A 19,554-nucleotide genomic window follows, 5' to 3' on the forward strand; every position below is an offset into this window, starting at 1 on the left:
TGGAGCATTCCGGCGAAAACCGGATCACCGGCAATGCTCCATCTTTTTTGTTTTTACGCGCGTCCGGACGGAAAACCGGTATCCACTTTTCCTGGACGCGCTCCAGCGGAACCCGACACATGAAGCCCATCGACCCGATCGCAGCCGCCAATCTCAGAACGCCGGACTGGTACAGGACCGCCACCCGCTGGACCCAACTCACGCTGGTCGAGAACGATCCGGTCAAGTTCGATCCGGATTTCTGGATCGACGTGTTCCAGCGCACCCGTTCCAACGCGGTCTGCCTTTCCGCCGGCGGCTATATCGGCTTTTACCCGTCCAAGGTTCCGCTGCATTATGTCAGCAAATATCTCGGCGACACCGATCCGTTCGGCCGCCTCGTCGATGGCGCGCGATCGCTCGGCATGCATGTCATGGCCCGGGTCGATCCGCATGCCATCCATCAGGACGCCGCCGATGCGCATCCGGAATGGATCGCGGTCGACAAGGACGGCAAACCCCGCCGCCACTGGGCCTTTCCCGATGTCTGGGTGACCTGCGCCTATGGCGATTACAACAACAAGTTCATGCCGCAGGTCGTGAAGGAAATCACCCGCGACTACGATATCGACGCGATCTTCGCCAATCGCTGGCAGGGCCATGGCGTTTGTTATTGCGAGAGCTGCAAGACCCGTTTCAAGGGCGCCACCGGCTTCGATTTGCCGATGACCAGCGACGTCAACGATCCCGCATGGCGGGCGTGGTCCGGTTGGCGCCGCGACGTGCTGACCCGCATGGTCATCGCCTGGGACAATGACGTCAAGGCAATCCGCCCGCATGCGAGCTTCATTCCCAATATGGGCGGTGAATCGCTGATGGAATTCGATATCGGCCTGATCGAGAAGCACTGCCCCTTCCTGGTCGTCGACCATCAGGGCCGGCGCGGGCTGGAGCCGATCTGGCTTGCCGGCCGCAATGCCAAGCGGATGCGCGCCACCTTCCGCGACCGCCCCGTGGTGCTGATCACCTCGATCGGACCGGAGGAGGAATATCGCTGGAAGGATTCCGTCACCACCGGGGCGGAAATCGAAAGCTGGATCGGCAATGGCGTCACCCACGGCATGCTGCCCTGGTTCACGAAATTCAACGGCGTGGTGCCGGACGAGCGCTGGGTCGCCCCGGTCGCCGCCGGCTTCGAAAAGCATGAGAAGCTCCAGGCGATGCTCGAGGCCACCACGCCGACCGCCGAAATCGCGCTCATCGACCCGACGACGACCCTGAAGAACTGGGCGCGCGACGAGCGCCGTCAGGCCGAAACCGACGATCTCGGCTTCTATCACGCGCTGATCGAGGCGAAGCTGCCTTTCGAATTCCTCTCGGACGAGGCGATGACGGCGGAAAGCCTGGATCGCTTCAAGCTGGTCATTCTCGCCAATGCCTCCAACCTGTCCGATGCCCAATGCGCGCTATTACGCGACTACGCCGCGCGCGGCGGCAGCCTGATCGCCGCCCATGAAACGGCAATGCGCGATGAAAGCGGCAATGCGCGTGACGCATTCGCGCTTGGCGACGTCTTCGGCGTGAAGCGAACAGCGCTTGCGCGCGGGCCGGTCAAGAACAGCTACATCGTCCTTTCCGGCGACCATCCGGTCAATCAGGGCTATGAGGGCGCGGGGCGGATCATCGGCGGCACCAGGCTTGCAGAGGTCGAAACCGTTGCGGGGACTGAGACGCCGTTTGTCAGCATTCCGGACTTCCCCGATCTGCCGATGGAAGAAGTCTATCCGCGAGAGGAGCCGCGCGGCGCCGCGGTCGTCACCCGCGAAACGGCGGCCGGCGGCCGCACGGTCTATATCCCGTGGAATATCGGCGGCATCTTCTGGCAGGTGCTCGCCGCCGATCACCAGCGGCTGATCGAGAATGCCGTGCGCTGGGCGATGGGCGGCAAGCCGCGCGTCAGCGTTTCCGGACACTCGGTGCTGGATATCGCGGTGCGCGAGAGCAACGACACGCTCGCCGTTCTGCTCTTCAACCTCACCAATCCGATGATGTTCAAGGGGCCGACGCGGTCGATCTATCCGGTCGGTCCGCACACGGTCTCGATCGCGATCCCCGATGGTCGATCCGTCAGGGACGCGCGATTGCTGATCGCCGGCAAACAAGCCGAATACCGGGCAACGGGCGACACGGTGGAGGTCGATGTTCCCGAAATCGAACTGCTGGAAACGGTCGAGGTTCGCTGGTCATGATAGTGTCTGAAACCGTAAGGACGGGAGGACCCTGATGCTGCGCTATATCATCATGCGGATCATATACATGATCCCGACCCTGTTCGGCATTTCCATCATCGCCTTTGTCATCATCCAGTTGCCCCCGGGCGACTATGTCACCTCGCTGATCGCTTCGATGAGCGACAGCGGCCAGGCCTTCGATCCAACCGAAATCGCGCGCTTGAGGGAAATCTACGGCTTCGACGATCCGATCTACGTCCAGTACTACAAATGGATTTCCGGCATTCTGCTGCATGGCGATTTTGGCCAGTCCTTCGAGTGGAAGCGGCCGGTCAGCGAACTGATCTGGGAGCGCATGGGCGCGACGCTTGCCGTCTCCGTCGCCTCGCTTCTGTTCGTCTGGGCGGTGTCGCTGCCGATCGGCATCTATTCGGCGGTCAAACGCCATTCACTCGGCGACCATGTCTTCACCTTCTTCGGCTTTCTCGGCCTGGCGATCCCGAATTTCATCCTGGCGCTGACGCTGATGTATTTCTCCTACAAGGTGATGGGCCAGAGCGTTGGCGGTCTGTTCTCGCCGGAATACGCCCATGCGGAATGGTCCTGGGGCAAGCTTGTCGACCTTCTGGCGCATCTGTGGATCCCGGTGGTCGTGATCGGCACGGCGGGCACCGCCTCGCTGATCCGGATTCTCCGCGCCAACCTGACGGACGAGCTCAACAAGCCCTATTACATCACCGCGCGGGCCAAGGGGCTGCATCCGACCAAGGCGCTGCTCAAATATCCGGTGCGGATCGCGCTCAATCCCTTCGTCTCTGCGATCGGCTGGGTGCTGCCCAACCTGATCTCGGGCGTCACGATCACCGCGATCGTGCTCAACCTGCCGACCGCCGGACCGCTGCTTCTGCGCGCGCTGATCTCGCAGGACATGTATCTCGCCGGCTCCTTCATTCTCCTGATGGGCGTTCTCACGCTGATCGGCATGCTGGTTTCCGACATCCTGCTCGCCATGCTCGATCCCCGGATAAGGTTTGACCAATGAGCGATAACATTTTCCAGGAGACCGCGCTGCATGAGCCGACGCACCACCATGGGCTCGATCGTCCCGCGATCACGCCGCTGAAGAAGGGCGTTACCAGCGATACCGACGCGGCGGCCGGGCAGTGGACGCTGATCTGGCACAAATTCGCCAAGGACAGGCTCGCGATCGTCGCCGGGATCGTCATTCTGACTCTCTACCTGATCGGCATCTTCGCCGAGTTTCTTGCGCCAAACCTGGCGCAGGCGGCCCGGCCGCAATATTCCTACGCCCCGCCGCAGACGATTTCCTTCTTCGTCGAGGACGAGAACGGCGAGAGGAAATTCCTGCTGCATGTGAAGGGCTACAGCGTCACCGTGGACCAGGCCTCGCTGCGTCGCTCCTTCGTCGTCGATGACAGCAAGGTGGTGCCGATCGGCTTTTTCGTGCGCGGGCCGGAATACAAGATGTGGGGGCTTTTCCCCTCCGATCTGCATCTGGTGGGACCCTTGAAGGCGCACGACCCGTTCTACCTGCTCGGCGCCGACAAGCTCGGCCGCGATCTCTTCAGCCGGGTGATCTACGGCACCCGTGTATCGATGTCGATCGGCCTGATCGGGGTGTGCATCAGCCTGATCCTTGGCGTGGTGATGGGCGCGCTGTCGGGCTATTACGGCGGTTGGGTGGACCTTCTGATCCAGCGCATCATCGAGATCATCTCGGCGATGCCGACCATCCCGCTCTGGCTTGGGCTTGCGGCCGCCATTCCGGTCTCGCTCGCGCCGCTGAAGGTCTATTTCCTGATCACGCTGATCGTGTCTCTGCTCGGCTGGACCTCGCTTGCCCGCGAGGTGCGCGGACGCTTCTTCGCGCTCAGGGGCGACGATTTCGTCACGGCCGCGCGGCTCGACGGTTCGAACGAGCGCCGGATCATCTTCCGCCACATCCTGCCGTCGCTGACGAGCCATATCCTCGCGGTCGTCACGCTGGCGCTGCCGACCATGATCGTGGCGGAAACCGCGCTGTCCTTCCTTGGCGTCGGGCTGAAGCCGCCGGTCGTCTCGTGGGGCGTGCTGCTGCAGGATGCGCAGAACATCCGCACCATCTCGACCGCCCCGTGGCTGCTGATCTGGCCGGCCGGCGCGGTGGTGATCGCGGTGCTTTCCTTCAACTTCCTCGGCGACGGCCTGCGCGATGCCGCCGACCCCTATGATAGCTGAGGGGGAGATGACGACAATGACGACTGTGATGACACCCGAGACCATCGTTCACGATCATCCGGGCTTCGGCGATGCGGTGCTATCGGTGAAGAACCTCTCCATCGATTTCCACCTGCGCCAGCACATCCTGCATGCCGTGCGCGACGTCACCTTCGATCTCCATCGCGGCAAGACGCTGGCGCTGGTCGGCGAGAGCGGCTCCGGCAAGTCGGTGACCGCGCGGGCGTTGCTGAAGATCGTCGACAAGGCGGCCAGGATCACCAGCGGCACGATCGTGCTCGATACTGACGGCAAGCCCGTCGATATTCACGCGCTGCCGGATGAGGGCAAGGAAATCCGCGCGATCCGCGGTGGCCGCATCTCACTGATCTTTCAGGAGCCGATGAGCTCGCTCTCGCCGGTCCATACGATCGGCGACCAGATCATCGAGGCGCTGCGGCTACACCGCAACATGAGCAAGGCGGAAGCGCGGGCGGAAACGATCAGCCTGCTGTCGCAGGTGGAAATCCCGAACCCGGAGGCGATGATCGACCGCTACACCTTCGAGTTTTCCGGCGGCATGCGCCAGCGCGCCATGATCGCGATGTCTCTTGCCTGCGACCCCGATATCCTGATCGCCGACGAACCGACCACCGCGCTCGACGTGACGACGCAGGCTGAAATCCTCGACCTGATCAAGCGCCTGCAGGTCGAGCGCGGCATGGCCATGCTGCTGATCACCCACGATCTCGGCGTGGTCGCGGAAGTTGCCGACGAGGTTGCGGTGATGCGCTTCGGCGTGATCGTCGAGCGCGGGCCGGTGGACGAGATCTTCTACAACGCCAAGCACCCCTATACCCGCCAGCTCCTGTCCTCGACCGTGCGTCTGGAAAAGCCGCGCGTCGCGGACGAAACCCGCGAGGCGGCGAAGGACGACGTCGTGCTTTCGGTGCGCAACCTCACCAAGGTGTTTGGCGCCGATGCGGGAAAGAAGGGGTTTATCCTGAAGGCCGTGGACGACGTCTCGTTCGACCTGAAACGCGGCGAGAACCTTGGCATCGTCGGCGAGAGCGGCTCCGGCAAGACCACGATGGGCCGGCTGATCCTGCGCGTCCTCGACCCGACCTCCGGCTCGGTCGTCTACCGCCCCGGCGATGGGACCGAGACGGAGGTGACGACGCTCGACAAGCAGGGGTTGCGCAATTTTCACAGCCAGGTCCGCCTCGTGTTTCAGGACCCGTTCGCCTCGCTCAATCCGCGCATGACGGTCCGGCAGGTGGTTGCGGACCCGCTCGTGGTGCAGGGCAAGCTATCGGGCCGGGAGATCGAGCAGAAGGTCGGCGACCTGCTCGAACTCGTCGGCCTCGACCGTTCCGCGATGGAGCGCTATCCGCATGCGTTTTCGGGTGGCCAGCGGCAGCGCATCGGCATCGCAAGGGCGTTGGCACTCGACCCGAAGGTGATCATCGCCGACGAGGCGACCTCGGCGCTCGACGTTTCGATCCGGGCACAGATCCTCGACCTGCTGCTCGACCTGCAGAAGCGCCTCGACCTCTCCTACATCTTCATCGCCCACGACATCTCGGTGATCCGCTATTTCTGCGACCGGGTGGCGGTGATGCATCGGGGCAGGCTGGTGGAACTCGGCAGCGCCGAGCAGATCTGCATGGCGCCGCAGGAAGACTACACCAGAAGCCTGATTTCCGCGGTGCCGAACCCGGACCCGCGCAACAAGCGCATGCTGCACCGAACCAGATTCATCGCCTGAGGAGTTTTCGAATGCCGAAATTTGCCGCCAATCTTTCGTTTCTCTACGCCGACCTGCCGTTTCTCGATCGGATCGCCGCAGCCGCAAAGGATGGCTTTCCGGCCGTCGAATATGTCGGCCCATATGATTTCCCGGAGGGGGACGTTGCCGCCGCGCTGAAGGCCGCCAATGTGCAGCAGGCGCTGTTCAACCTGCCGGCCGGTGACTGGGCCGGCGGCGAGCGCGGCATCGGCTGCCTGCCGGACCGGGTGGAGGAGTTCAAGGCGGGCGTGGACACGGCGATTTCCTACGCTAAGGCGCTCGGCTGCCCCAAGATCAACTGCCTCGCCGGCATCGCGCCGAAGGGTATTGCAGCCGAAAAGCTCGAGCAGACGCTTGTCGCAAACCTGAAATATGCAGCGCCGCGTCTCGCTGATGCCGGCGTCAAGCTGCTGCTCGAGCCGATCAACCTGCGCGACATTCCGGGCTTCTTCGTTTCGACCACGGACCATGCCGAGCGCATTCTGGAGGCGGTTGGCTCCGAAAACCTGTTCATCCAGTATGACATCTACCACACCCAGATCATGCAGGGCGACCTTGCCGAAACCTACCGGCGGCTCAAGGCAAAGATCGCCCATGTGCAGCTCGCCGACAATCCCGGCCGCCATGAGCCGGGCACGGGCGAGATCAATTATCCCTATCTTTTCAATATGCTGGACGCGGAAGGCTATGACGGCTTCATCGGCTGCGAATACAAGCCCTCGGCCGGCACAACCGAAGGCCTCGGCTGGATGAAGCCCTGGCTTTAAGGAGTGATCACATGAAAATCGGATTTATCGGCCTCGGCCTCATGGGCCGTCCCATGGCGGCGCACCTGATCGACGCCGGCCACGACCTGTTCGTCAACCGGGTCAAGCCGGTCTCGGAATTCCTGATCGAAAAGGGTGCCACAGCCTGCGACACGCCGAAGGCGGTCGCGGAAGCCGCCGAGATCATCATCACCATCGTGCCCGACACGCCGGATGTCGACGCGGTTCTGTTCGGTGAGAACGGCGTGGCTGACGGTCTTTCCGAAGGCAAGATGGTCATCGACATGAGCTCGATCTCGCCGGTCGAGACCAAGGCTTTCGCCGAAAGGGTCGCGGCAAAGGGCTGTGGCTATCTCGACGCGCCGGTCTCCGGCGGCGAGGTCGGGGCCAAGAACGCGGCGCTGACGATCATGGTCGGCGGTTCGGATGCCGATTTCGAGCGCGGCAAGCCTTTGTTCGAGGCAATGGGTAAGACCATCACCCATGTCGGTCCGGTCGGTGACGGCCAGACTGCCAAGGTCGCCAACCAGATCATCGTCGGGCTGACGATCGAGGCGGTGGCGGAAGGCCTGCTGTTTGCAAAGAAGGCAGGGGCCGATCCGGCCAAGGTGCGCGAGGCGCTGATGGGCGGCTTCGCCGGCTCGACGATCATGAAGGTCCATGGCGAGCGGATGATCGAGCGCACCTTCGACCCCGGCTTCCGCATCCGCCTGCACCGCAAGGACATGGCGCTCGCCGTCAACGCCGCCCGCGACCTCGGCCTGGCTTTGCCGAACGCGGCCGCGACAGAGCAGTTGATGAACGCCGCGATCGCCCGCGGCGACGGCGACAAGGACCATTCGGCGCTGATCCGGACGCTGGAGGCGCTGGCGGGGTTGTGATCGAACGATCTTCGCCCTTGGGCGCAGGGTAATCGCATGCTGCCTTGCGGCTTGCTCCCAATACTCTCTCCCGCCTGCGGGAGAGATGCCCCGAAAGGGGCAGTGAGGGTGAAGCAGCGTTTCAGTCCGCGAGGGCGATCGCGAAGATGGTCTCCCCCCTCACTGTCGCTTTCGCGACATCTCTCCCCTCCGGGGCGAGAGGGTTGGGGGGCTATGCGGTTAAGCCTGCCGCTGTTCGGCGTCACATCTGTATGACGCAAGTCGGGGGGAGGCGCAGGTCAAAACCGCCGACCCTTTTGAGATAATATGATGAGGACATCATGACGAAAATACCGATGCAGACGCCGTTCGGGGCGGTCTATTTCCGCAAGTCGAACCCGCCGCGCGAAGACTGGGAGCGCGACTACGGCGTTGCCGCCGAGGACGGGCTGAACGTGTTCCGCCACTGGTTCATGTGGAGCACGATCGAGCGCCGGCCCGGCTTCTATGACTGGGAGGAATATGACCGGCAGATGGACCTCGCCGCCGAAAACGGCATCAAGACCATCATTGCCGAACTGACCCATACCGTGCCGGACTGGGCCTATCGCAAGTTCGCCCATGCCCGGCAGATGCGCGCCGATGGCAGCGAGCTTCCGGCGATCATGGGCGTGTCGGCCGCGACCGGCGGTTTCGCGCCGAACGGCGGCGGCGCGGGATCGCTGACGATGAACTGCCCGGAGGTGAAAGAGGCGGCGGGCGCTTTCCTCACAGCGCTTGCGGAGCGCTACAAGGGTCATCCGGGGCTTCTCGGCTACGATATCTGGAACGAGTGCAATTATGCGCCCTCCGTCGACTACAATCCGCACACCAAGGCCGCCTTCCGCGTCTGGCTTCAGGAGAAGTATGGCGATCTCGATACGCTGGCGAAGGCCTGGTATCGCTACTCCTATGCCGAATGGGACGATATCGAGCCGCCGCGCCAGATCGCGCCCTATCCGGAATGCCTCGACTGGCTCGATTTCAAGCGCGAGAATTACTACGGCCAGATGCAATTCCGCATCGATACGATCCGCGCCGTCGACAGCGATTGCCTGATCGCCGCCCATGGCGTTGCAGGTGCCATTCCCGATATGGCCGCGCGCGGCTCGGATGACTGGCTCGCCGCCTCCAAGGTCGAGGTCTACGGCTATACCTTCGTTCATGCGCGCAAGGGCAACCAGTCCTGGCGCAGCTTTTATGCCGCCGACCTCAACCGCGCCGCCGCGCGCGGCAAGCCGTTCTGGCATGCCGAGCGGCAGGGCGGGCCGTTGTGGATGCAGCCGCAGGTCGTCGGGCGCGACAAGGAGGATGGTCGGGTCCCCGAGCCCGAGGATATCCGGGTGTGGTCGCTGACCTCGTTCGCCGGCGGCGCGCGCGGCATGCTGAACCTGCGCTATCGCCCGCTGCTTGACGGCCCGCTGTTCGGCGCCTTCGGCTCTTACGGCATGGATGGTTCGCGCACGCCGCGCTCCGAAATGGCCTCGACGATCGCCAAATGGACCAATGCCCCTGAGCAGAAACCGCTTCTGGCGGCGAAGCCGGTGAAGGGCGAGATCGGCATTCTCGTCGCCCCGGAGGCCCAGGCCTGGGATTATCTCCTGAGCCGGGAGGGCAATTACGAGACCTACAGTGAGGCCATGTGGGGTGCTTATCGCGGCTTTTTCGACAACGGCATCCAGGCCGACTGGGTTCATATCGAGGATATCGACGCCTATGACGCGCTCTACTTCCCCTACCCCATCATGCTGACAAGCGAGAACGCCGCAAAACTGGCCGAATGGGTGAAGGCCGGGGGCACGCTGGTGTCGGAAGCCTGCCCCGGCTATTTCGGCGATCGCGGCAAGGTCGGCACGGTGCAGCCGAACAACGGTCTCGACGCCGTCTTCGGCGTCCGCGAGGACGAGGTGGAGTTCATGCCGGATATCGGCGACCGCATCCGCTTCACGCTCGATGGCGTTTCAACCACCGGCGGCGGCTTCCTGCAGTCCTACACCGTGACGGAGGGCCGGGAACTGGCGCGTTTCTCCGATGGCCGGATCGCGATCGTCGAGAACGCGTTCGGCAAGGGCCGCACGCTGCTCGTCGGCACCCATCCCTCGGTCGGCTATTACCGCGACCAGTCGGAGGCGGGAAAGCGCTATTTCGCCCACTGCTTCGCCTTCACCGACAAGAAAGCCCACACCGTCACCTCCAACCCGGCGGTGCAGGTCCGCCTGCATGAAGGCGCGGACGGCCGCTATCTCTGGCTGGTCAACGCCACCCGACAGGCGCAGACCGGCACGGTGACGGATGGCGAGGGCAAGCCCCTCACCAGCGCCGAAAACCACTGGGCCGGCGACGGCGCCTTCCTGAAAGACGGCCGCTTCGCCCTGCCCCCACGTGATCTGCTGATCGTACGACTGGCGTGAAAGCTGGTCCGCCAGGGAGGAAAGCAGCACGTCGGTGTGGGCTTTCAGGAGAGCTCCCCCGGCGCGAAGGCGCCCGGTACAGGCTGAAGCAGAAACAGATACTCCTATCAAGGCGTGGTGTCTTCCACCTCCGCCGCCGCACGGGCCCAGTATTCGATGGCGGTGCGGCGATTGAACTGCAGCATGGTCTGCATCGCCTTTTGGGCGGCGGCCGCATTGCGGTCGCGGATCGCCTCGGCGACAAGGATATGACCTTCGCGCGAGACGGGCTCGCCATCCACCAACAGGACGCCGAATTCGTAGGAGATGCGCAACATGGTCAGGATGATATTCTGCATCTGCCGCATCATCATGTTGCCGGTGGCGTCGAGCACGGTGGCGTGGAACAGGCAGTCGGCGGAAAACATCGCCTGCAGGTCATCGTCGCCGGGATGCATCGCATGGGCGCTTGCCAGGATCTGCGTGACCTGCGCTTCGGTCGCGCGCTCGGCGGCAAGTGCGGCGGCGGCCGGCTCGATGATGCAGCGCAGCTCCGTTGTCTCGGCGAACATCCGCCCGATGCGCGGATGGCTGGGCTCGTGCCAGGACACCACGTCGGAATCGAGCAGATTCCACTCGTCGAGCGGTCGCACCCGCGTGCCGTAGCGCCGCGCCGTGCGCACCAGCCCCTTGCCGGAAAGCACCTTGATCGCATCCCGGATCGTCGCGCGGCTGACATTCAGCGAAACCGCCAGTTCCGGCTCGGTCGGCATGATCTCGCCCGGGCGGTAGACGTCATTGGTAATACGCCGGCCGAGCACGGTCACCGCCTCCTTGGCCGCCCCGGTCGGCAGCGAAGAGTTGAGGTCGTTCGGAAAGGCGAGCGCGCCCCGGCGATTGGTTTTTGTCATGCTGGGTCTTTACATCTGATCTAGAAAACGGCACTCTCACGTCGCTGACATTGAATCGGACTGTGTCCGACATCGTCAAGTCCCGAAGGGACTGTGTGAGGGAGGAAATCATGAATATCAGACAATGGCTTGCGACGGCATGCGTCGCGGCAACGGGCGCGCTTGCCGCGCTTCCGGCTTCCGCCGAAACCATCAAGTTCGGCATCGGCATCGCCGAGGGCGATTTTCCGGAATACAACGCCCTGGTGCGCTTCAAGGAATATGTCGAGTTCAAGACCAATGGCGAGATCGAGGTCCGCCTGTTTCCGAACAACCAGCTCGGCGGCGAACGCGAGATGCTGGAACAGGTGCAGCAGGGTAGCCTCGAGCTGACCTTTGCCGCCGATGGCGCCATGGCGGGCTTCTATCCGCCGATGCAGGTCTGGTCGATCCCCTATCTGTTCGAAAGCGCGCCGATCGCCTGGCAGGTGATGAACAGCGATTTCGCCGACAACATGCGTGACGACATTCTCGACAAGACCGGCATGCGCGCCCTCGCCTTCTCGCAGAACGGCTTCCGCTCGTTCACCAACAATGTGCGTCCGATCATCAATCCGGAAGACCTGTCCGGTCTTAAGATCCGCACCATGGAAAGCCCGGTGTTCATGGAGCTGGTGAACGCGCTCGGCGCCACGGCGACGCCGATCTCGGGGGCCGAAGTGCTGATGTCGCTGCGCCAGGGCGTGGTGGACGGCCAGGAAAACCCGCCGGCTGTGGTCTATGGCGGCGGCCTTGGCGAGGTCCAGAAATACTACACGCTCGACGAACACGTTTTCGGACTGCATGTGATCATCGCCGATGAAAAATGGTTTTCCGGCCTATCGCCGTCCAACCAGCAGATTATCGTCGATGCGGCGAACCTGATGGCCTGGACCGAAAACCTGCAGAAGACCGAAGGCGACTGGCGCTTCTCCGAAAAGCTGAAGGACGAGCTTGGCATGGAAATCCATGTCTCGACGCCGGAGGAAAAGGCGGCCTTCAAGGAAATCACCCAGGCCCCGGTCGAGGCCTTCATCCGCACCAAGGTGGGCGACGCCCTTGTCGACGAGTTGCTCGCCACGGTCGAAGAGGCAAAGGTGAAACTCTACGACTGATCCATCCGGACAAGCGCCATCCCTTGCCGAAAAGGGATGGCGTCATGGAGTTTTCCAATGCGCGCAATTGCCTTGATGATCGCCCGGGCGCTCGCCCGGACCACCGAAATCCTCGCGACGCTGATCATGATCGTCGTGACCGCGCTGAACCTGACCCAGGTCGGCGGACGCTATCTTTTCAACACCGGCTTCAGTTGGACCGAAGAATATATGCGCTACCTGATGATCTGGCTGATGATGCTGGGCTCGGTCGCCTGCATTTTCCGCGCCGAACATATGGGCATAGAGGCGCTGGAGCACCTCGCCGGCCCCCGCTTCGCACCGCTCGTCAAGTCCGCGCTCTATTCAATTGCCGCGATCTTCTGCGTTGTTCTTCTTGTCTATAGCTGGCCGCAGGCGCTCAGAAATGCGAGCCAGGTGGCGCCGGCCTCCGGCATTCCGATGATTTATCCCTATCTCGCGCTGCCGGTCGGCGCGGCGTTGATGCTGGTGCAGATCGCCCTGTCATGGGTCGCTGGCTTCGAGCCCGAACATGACGACCTTTCCGACACCGGAGGCTCGGCATGATCTGGGTCGCGCTCACGGGTCTCGGCCTGCTGTTCATCGGCGTGCCCGTCGCCTTCGCCATCGGCCTTGCCGGCCTCGTCGGCATTCTGGTCGCCGATGTGCCGCTGTCGATCGCGGCGACCCGGATGTTCACCGGCGTCGACAGCTTCGTCTTCCTCGCCGTCCCCTTCTACATTCTCGCTGCCGAGATCATGAATCAGGGCGGCATCACCACGCGGCTGATCTCGATCGCCCAGCAAGCGACCAGATGGCTGCGCGGCGGCACGGCCTATGCCAATATCGGCGCCTCGGTTCTGTTCTCCGGTATTTCCGGCTCGGCGGTCGCCGATGCCGCGGCCCTTGGCCGGGTGTTCATCTCCGAAATGCCGAAGGAGGGCTATACCAGGCCCTATGCGGCAGCCGTGACCGTCGCCTCCTCGATCATCGGTCCGATCATCCCACCCTCCGGCCTTGCGATCCTGATTGCGGCCGTGTCCGGCCAGTCGGTCATCAACCTGTTTCTCGCCGGCGTGATCCCCGGCCTGCTGATCGGCCTCGCCTGTGTCGGGATCGTCTTCATCGATGCGCTGCGCAAACGCGTCCCAATGCCGCGACCGGCGCATACCGGCGACGGCGCGGCGCGCATGATCATGGAAGGCGTGGCCGTCGCCACCCTGCCGCTGATCATCGTCGGCGGTATGGTGGTCGGCGCCTATACCGCGACCGAAGGCGGCGGCATCGCGGTCGCCTATGCGCTGGTCCTGTCGCTGTTCGTGTTCCGCGGTCTCGACATGGCCGGGCTCTGGCGCGCGATCATGAAGGCGGCGCGGATTTCGGCCTCCGTCTATCTGCTGGTCGCCGCGTCCAGCATTCTGTCCTATGCGCTGAACCTGCTCGGCATCGCCTCGTGGATCAGCAGTGCTGCGGAGATGTTTGCCGACAGCCCGGTGCTGTTCCTGTTCGCGGTCGCCTTCCTGATGCTGATCCTAGGCACCTTCCTCGATATCGGCGCGGCGATCCTGATCTTCGTTCCGCTCCTGATGCCGGCGGTACGCGAGCTCGGCATCGATCCGGTGCAGGCCAGCATGGTGGTGATGATCACGCTCGCGATCGGCCTGGTGACGCCGCCGGTCGGCGTCGTCCTGTTCGTCGTCATGCGGGTTGGTCGCATCGGCATGTATCCGCTGATGCGGGCGCTGATGCCGTTCCTGCTTGCCGAACTCGCCGCTGTCGCGCTTCTATGTCTGGTGCCGGAGTTCTCGACCTGGCTCCCCGAAAAGCTCAATCCCTGATACCGAAGGCCACCTCCCGTGAAAATCACCGCCATCGAAACCGTTGTCGTCAATGCGATCCACCGGAATTGGATCTTCGTCAAAGTGGTCACCGACCAACCTGGCCTCCACGGTTGGGGCGAAGCGACGCTCGAATGGAAGACCCGCGCCGTTACCGCCACGGTGGAGGATTTGAAGCCCTTCCTGATCGGCGAGGATCCGGCCCGGATCGAGCATCTGGTGCGCCGCATGACCCATTTCAGCTTCTGGCCGCTCGGCTCCATCGGCCTGTCGGCCGTTTCCGGAATCGAGCAGGCGCTGTGGGACATCAAGGGCAAGGCGCTGGGCGTGCCTGTCTGGCAATTGCTGGGCGGCCGGGTTCGCGACAAGGTGCGGGTCTACACCCATCTGCGCCGCGCGAAGATCGGCGCGCAGGTCGGGACCGATGACGTCTCCGCCTTCTGCGACGCCGTGCAGGAAACCGTGGAGATGGGCTACGACGCGGTCAAGCTCGGCTTCGTGCCCTATAGCGGCTACGATGCGCCGCTGCCCACCGTGCGTCATGTCGAAAAGCTCGCCGCCGCCGTGCGCGAGCGGGTCGGCGACGGCATCGACATCATGACCGATTTCCACGGCCGACCGCAATCGATCGACGCCGCCAAGGCCTATATCGACGCGATCGCGCCGATCCGGCCGCTGTTTGTGGAGGAGCCGATCCAGCCCGGCAACACGCCGGCCATGGCCGATCTCGCCCGCCGTGTCGACTGCCCGCTTGCCACCGGCGAGCGGCTGTTCACCCCGCGCGAATTCGCCGAGATCGCCGAGACCCGCGCCGTCGCCTATATCCAGCCCGATCTTGCCCATTGCGTCGGCTTTTCCGGCGGCCGCCGGATCGCCGCGATCGCGGAAGCCGCCGGCATCGGGGTCTGCCCGCACAATCCCATGGGCCCGGTTGCAGGCGCCGTCGCACTGCAGTTCGACGTCGCAACCCCGAATTTTGTCATTCAGGAGGAGGCGGTCGGTCTGGTGCCATGGTTCCGGGACATCTGCAGCGCCTATCCGCTCGACCTCGTCGATGGCTTCTGGCGCGCGCCCGAAGCGCCCGGCCTCGGCATCGAGATCGACGAGGCGGCGGCCGCCAGACATCCCTTCGAACAGGAGATCATCCCGGCCATGGAGGCCGGCCTGTCTGACGGAACGGTTACGCACTGGTGATTTGCCGAAGGCGGCGAGACGCGAACGGTTCAAGCGCTCGCGCCGCAAACCCAACATGCCGCAACCCTCGGAACGGTAGAAACGGCGTTGCCGGATTCAGGAGGCGCGCGATACCTTGCTCGAAATCCAGGTGGCTAATTCGTAGTTGGGGCGCTCGAGATGGGAAAGCGGACCCGGTTTGGCGAATTTGCTCTGAAGGCCTTTCCAGACGCGCTCGGTGCAGCCGCGATCTTCCTCGTTGACGTGATCGAGCAGGCCCTTCAGCGCGGCGAAATGCGCCTCCGCCTTCGGGTCGTTCATGTATTCCGGAGACAGGCCGCCGCCATAGAGGATCTTCACGCCTCCCGGACCATCGGGCAAGAGCGACAGATACCAGAAGTAGCCGGGCGTCAGCGTGATCATCAGCGACGGGTAGATCGCAAGCAGCCAGGTGCGGCGGCGCTGGTCGCCCTCAAGCACCGTGTTGGAAGGATGCGCCAGCGCCAGCGGCACGGAATCATCCTTGAGGATGTGATGGTAGTTGAAACCGGGGAATCCTTCCGGGCAGACCATGTCCTGGAGTTTGGACGCACCGCCGATCGTGCCGGCATGACACATCGGTAGGTGATAGCTTTCCATGAAATTCTCGGCGAGGATCTTCCAATTGGTGTCCCAGCGATGCTCCTCGCTGAAAGTCTGGACATAGTCGCCCATGTTCAGATAACCGACCAGCGTGTCGAGGTCGGAAAGGGTTTGCGCGACGGGCGGCAGGTCGGGATCGAGCGTGACCATGATCCAGCCCAGCCACTCTTCGCAGCGGATGGAAGGCAGGTGGACGTCCTTCTTGCAGAAACTGCCGTTCTTCTCCATCGCCGGCGCGCCGCGCAGGCTGCCATCGAGCGAATAGGTCCAAGCGTGATAGGGACAGGTGATCGTGCGGACAGTGCCGCGGCCCTCAAGCAGCACCGACATGCGGTGGCGGCAGACATTCGAGAGCGCCCGCAATTCGCCTTCCCGGTCGCGCAGGACGATGATCGGCTCGCCCGCGATCTCGATCGTCATGTAGTCGCCGGGCTTCTTCAAGGCATCGGCCCGTCCAGCGCAAAGCCAGCTTTTGGAGAAGATCTCGGACTGCTCGAGTGCTAGAAAATCCTCGCTGGTATAGGCCGAGACCGGCATGGCCTGGGCGCGCTCGAACGGGGTCGCCACATTCTCGGCAAGCTCGCTCACCGCGTCTACATGCTTTGTCATTCGACTCTCCTTTTCGCGACGCGCGGTCTCATACCAAGGCACATCAAACGCAGGATGGCGCGCGGACCGGAACAGAGAAAGAAGGAAATCGCTTAGTTCCAATTAAGGAAAGGCGAAGCCGTCAGCGGAGAACCCAGTCGCGGATCAGGGCGTGGTAGCGGGCGAGCTGGTCAATGGCGATCGATTCATCCGGCTGGTGCCCGTCCTTCATCGTGCCCGGGCCGCAGACGACGGTCGGGATGCCGCGTTCGGCAAAATAGCCGGCCTCGGTCCCGAACGCGACGGTCGCCGGCGTCGGGTCGGGCAGGGCGCTGGAAAACCGCATCACCGCGGGATCGTCCGCCAAGGCCGAGAGACCGGGATACTGACCCTTGCAGGTGATCCGCGCCCCTTCGGGAAGCACGATGCGGGAGAGAATGGCCTCCGGCGTTTCACGCGCCAGATGGCGGATTTCGAACAGAACCTCGGCATGGTCCGGCACGATGTTCAGCGCCACGCCACCGCGGGCGATCCCGGCATGGACGGTGGAAAAGGGCGGGTCGAAGGCGTCGTCGCGCGCGCCCTCCTGCGCCAGCGCGTCCTGAAGGTGCCTCAGCGCGAGGATGAATTCGGCGGCCCCGTGGAGCGCATTGGTGAAATAGGGCGCCATCGCGGAGTGCCCCGGCGTGCCGCCGAATTCAGCCCGGTAGCTGGCCTTGCCCTTATGCCCCAGCACCGGGCGCAGCGAGGTCGGTTCGCCGACGACGCACAGATCCGGCCGGCCCAGCACGGGCACAACACTGTCGATCATTTCCGGAATGCCGCGACAGCCGAGCTCCTCGTCCCAGCTCAGGCAGATCAGAACGGGCCTTGTCGGCGGGGTCTTGCGCAATCTCTCGGCCAGCGCCAGCACGCAGGCGATGAAGCCCTTCATGTCGGTCGTCCCGCGACCGACATAGCGCCCCGCGCGCTCGACGAGCCGGAACGGCGCTTCCGTCCAGTTCTGCCCATCGACCGGGACGACATCCGTGTGGGCGGAAAACAGCGTCCCGCCATCGCCATCGCCGAACCGGGCGAGCAGGCCGGCTTTGGTCCCGTCCCGCGAAGGAATGATAGTCACGGCAAACCCCGCAGCGTCGAGCAGGTCTTTCACCCAGACGATGAGGTCGATATTGGGCGTGCCGGCGATTGTCGGGAAGGCGACGAGCTGTTCGAGCAGCGGCTTTATTCTGTCCGGCATGGCAGGCTTCTCTGACTGTGGCGCGCGTCCTAGCTGGCGGCGAAATGGAAAGTGTCGTTGTTCTGGATGAAATTCTTCGCGTGTTCGATGAAGGTCGAGACGGTGCGGGCGTTTGCCGCCCCCTCGGACATCAGCAGGCCCATATTGAGCGGCCGCACCGATCCCGACAGCGGCACGAAACGAAGCTTCTGGCCGTCGGGCGCGAGATTGGACAAGGGCCGGATATTGGCGACCGAATATCCGAAATTATTGGCCACCAGCGAGCGCATCACCGCCATATCCCGCGTCCGTTCCGCGATCTCCGGACGGATGCCCAGCGACGAGAAGATCGAGAGGAAATAATCGGTGCTCATCGGCAGATCGAGCAGGACCATCGGATAGCGCGCAAGGTCCACCGGCGAGACATAGGGGCGCTCGGCCAAGGGGTGGCCCTCGCTGAACAGCGCGAAAGGCGAGAGTTCGACGAGAGGCACGAAGTTCAGATCCGCCGGAATGTTGAGATCGTAGGTGAGCGCGATATCCAGCCTTGCGGCGCGCAGTTCGTTGAAAAGCTCGGACTGGTCCCGCTCGAACTGGCTGAACGCGACCTCTGGGAACAGATCGACAAAGCTGCGGCGCAGGCGCGGCAGCACGATCTGGGCAAAGGTCAGGAGACAGCCGACCCTGAGGTTGCCGCGCACCGTTCCGGCGACATCGGCCGCCAGCTGATTGAGCGCATTGGCCTTTTCCAGCGTCTCGCGCGCGGCGTTGAGGAACAGCTCGCCGGTCTGCGACAGGGACAGGCCGTGGGCATGGCGGCGGACGAACAGTTTGAGGCCGAATTCCGCCTCAAGCTGGGCGATGGCCGCGGAGATGGAGGGTGACGAAACATTGATCTTCTGCGCGGCATGCGCAATCGAGCCGCAATCGCAAACGGCGACGAAATATTCCAGCTGTCTGAAGGTGATACGAAGTGGCACCCTGTTCCTCTGTCCTTCAAAAGCCGCACGCTTGCCAGCGCTAGTATACGGGGCTTTTGCGGGGGAGCAATCGAGCATGGGGCGGGCGACCGGGTTCCGTCATTCGTCGCCCGGCACGCCGTAGGAGGGCGCGGCCTCTGGGTTCAGGGCGCGGGTGACATAGTCGTCCGCCTGGGGTTTGTAGATCTCGAAGGCGCGGGCCAGGGCCGCGATCGGGCAGTCCTCGTCCAGCCAGTCGATGCGCAGTTCGACATAGGGCCAGCTCTGCCGGTCGACGACCAGAAGGCCGGCGGAATGGACCGGCCCGGCCTCGCCGCCCGCGGCAAGACCCGCCTGCATCGCGGCGACCAGCCTCTCGGCAAGCGTGCCGACGGCCGTTTCAAAGGCGGAAACCATGGTGGCGGGCACCTGGTCATTGGCCAGAAGATTGCCGCCGGCCGCGCAATCGGTTCCGGACGCGCTGGTCCAGATCCCGAGCGCCTTCGGGCCGGAATGGATCGCGCTCTCGCCCTTGCCGTCGATCGACAGAAGCTGCCGGTAGGCCGGAAAGCCATCGGCGTCGCGGGCGGCCGCGACGGCCTCTTGCGCGCCCGCGCCGTTCTTCATTGCGGCCAGCATCAGGGGACCGAGCGCCGGGTTGGTGACATTCTGGGTCGAGACCGCGCCGACGCCGGCCTCGGCGAACACGCAGCGCGCGGCAACCGCTGGAGAGGACGAGGAGATGGCGACGCCGAACTGTCCGGTGTCGCGACAACGGGCAACGATTGAAAAGGTCATGTCCGGGCCTTTGCTGGTTTA

At 63.7% G+C, this 19,554-nt stretch carries 16 protein-coding genes; 11 read left to right on the forward strand and 5 right to left on the reverse strand.

What is annotated here, in order from left to right; translation table 11 throughout:
• The first annotated feature begins 119 nt into the window (after positions 1-119).
• The 7 genes from K7H91_RS09530 to K7H91_RS09560 all read left to right on the forward strand — a co-directional run bounded on the left by K7H91_RS09530 (position 120) and on the right by K7H91_RS09560 (position 10,293).
• Complete coding sequence (locus tag K7H91_RS09530) at positions 120-2,228, forward strand: family 10 glycosylhydrolase (protein WP_230719996.1); 2,109 nt, start codon at positions 120-122, stop codon at positions 2,226-2,228.
• Between the two features lie 34 nt (positions 2,229-2,262).
• Positions 2,263-3,252, forward strand: coding sequence for an ABC transporter permease (locus tag K7H91_RS09535; RefSeq protein WP_230719997.1), 990 nt, complete (start codon positions 2,263-2,265; stop codon positions 3,250-3,252).
• A complete protein-coding gene (locus tag K7H91_RS09540; RefSeq protein ID WP_230719998.1) occupies positions 3,249-4,448 on the forward strand; it encodes an ABC transporter permease in 1,200 nt (399 codons plus the stop codon). Before K7H91_RS09535 ends, K7H91_RS09540 begins: the two co-directional genes overlap by 4 nt.
• Positions 4,449-4,464: 16 nt before the next feature.
• Positions 4,465-6,195 (forward strand): ABC transporter ATP-binding protein, encoded by a 1,731-nt coding sequence (locus tag K7H91_RS09545; protein ID WP_230719999.1) that lies wholly within the window; start codon positions 4,465-4,467, stop codon positions 6,193-6,195.
• 11 nt (positions 6,196-6,206) lie between these two features.
• Positions 6,207-6,983 (forward strand): hydroxypyruvate isomerase, encoded by a 777-nt coding sequence (gene hyi, locus K7H91_RS09550; protein ID WP_230720000.1) that lies wholly within the window; start codon positions 6,207-6,209, stop codon positions 6,981-6,983.
• An 11-nt stretch (positions 6,984-6,994) separates the two neighbouring features.
• Positions 6,995-7,864 (forward strand): 2-hydroxy-3-oxopropionate reductase, encoded by an 870-nt coding sequence (locus tag K7H91_RS09555; RefSeq protein WP_230720001.1) that lies wholly within the window; start codon positions 6,995-6,997, stop codon positions 7,862-7,864.
• Positions 7,865-8,184: 320 nt separating this feature from the next.
• Positions 8,185-10,293 (forward strand): beta-galactosidase, encoded by a 2,109-nt coding sequence (locus K7H91_RS09560; RefSeq protein ID WP_230720002.1) that lies wholly within the window; start codon positions 8,185-8,187, stop codon positions 10,291-10,293.
• 107 nt (positions 10,294-10,400) lie between these two features.
• Here the strand turns inward: K7H91_RS09560 and K7H91_RS09565 are convergent, their stop codons facing one another.
• Entirely contained in the window at positions 10,401-11,183 is a 783-nt protein-coding gene (locus K7H91_RS09565) for a FadR/GntR family transcriptional regulator (RefSeq protein WP_230720003.1), read from the reverse strand.
• A gap of 110 nt (positions 11,184-11,293) precedes the next feature.
• Between K7H91_RS09565 and K7H91_RS09570 the strand changes: the two genes are divergently transcribed.
• From K7H91_RS09570 to dgoD, 4 genes are read left to right on the forward strand one after another with little or no spacing between them, the layout of a single operon-like run.
• Positions 11,294-12,316, forward strand: coding sequence for a TRAP transporter substrate-binding protein (locus K7H91_RS09570; RefSeq protein ID WP_230720004.1), 1,023 nt, complete (start codon positions 11,294-11,296; stop codon positions 12,314-12,316).
• Between the two features lie 57 nt (positions 12,317-12,373).
• Positions 12,374-12,883, forward strand: a complete 510-nt coding sequence (locus tag K7H91_RS09575; RefSeq protein WP_230720005.1) for a TRAP transporter small permease — start codon at positions 12,374-12,376, stop codon at positions 12,881-12,883.
• On the forward strand, positions 12,880-14,154 hold the full coding sequence (locus K7H91_RS09580; protein ID WP_230720006.1) for a TRAP transporter large permease: 1,275 nt from the start codon (positions 12,880-12,882) through the stop codon (positions 14,152-14,154). The genes K7H91_RS09575 and K7H91_RS09580 overlap by 4 nt, the downstream gene beginning before the upstream one ends.
• Before the next feature lie 18 nt (positions 14,155-14,172).
• Entirely contained in the window at positions 14,173-15,348 is a 1,176-nt protein-coding gene (dgoD, locus tag K7H91_RS09585) for a galactonate dehydratase (protein ID WP_230720007.1), read from the forward strand.
• 96 nt (positions 15,349-15,444) lie between these two features.
• Here the strand turns inward: dgoD and K7H91_RS09590 are convergent, their stop codons facing one another.
• The 4 genes from K7H91_RS09590 to K7H91_RS09605 form a co-directional block, all read right to left on the reverse strand.
• Positions 15,445-16,578, reverse strand: coding sequence for an aromatic ring-hydroxylating oxygenase subunit alpha (locus K7H91_RS09590; RefSeq protein ID WP_230720008.1), 1,134 nt, complete (start codon positions 16,576-16,578; stop codon positions 15,445-15,447).
• Between the two features lie 121 nt (positions 16,579-16,699).
• Positions 16,700-17,797, reverse strand: coding sequence for an acetylornithine deacetylase (argE, locus tag K7H91_RS09595; protein ID WP_230720009.1), 1,098 nt, complete (start codon positions 17,795-17,797; stop codon positions 16,700-16,702).
• Between the two features lie 29 nt (positions 17,798-17,826).
• Positions 17,827-18,756 carry a LysR substrate-binding domain-containing protein gene (locus K7H91_RS09600; RefSeq protein ID WP_230720010.1) on the reverse strand — a complete coding sequence of 310 codons (930 nt, stop codon included), beginning with the start codon at positions 18,754-18,756 and terminating at the stop codon, positions 17,827-17,829.
• 99 nt (positions 18,757-18,855) lie between these two features.
• Positions 18,856-19,533: a DUF1028 domain-containing protein gene (locus K7H91_RS09605; protein WP_230720011.1), complete on the reverse strand. Its 678-nt coding sequence runs from the start codon at positions 19,531-19,533 to the stop codon at positions 18,856-18,858.
• Positions 19,534-19,554: the final 21 nt, after the last annotated feature.

The sequence above is a fragment of the Martelella mediterranea genome, from assembly GCF_021021415.1.
Taxonomy (GTDB): domain Bacteria; phylum Pseudomonadota; class Alphaproteobacteria; order Rhizobiales; family Rhizobiaceae; genus Martelella; species Martelella mediterranea_C.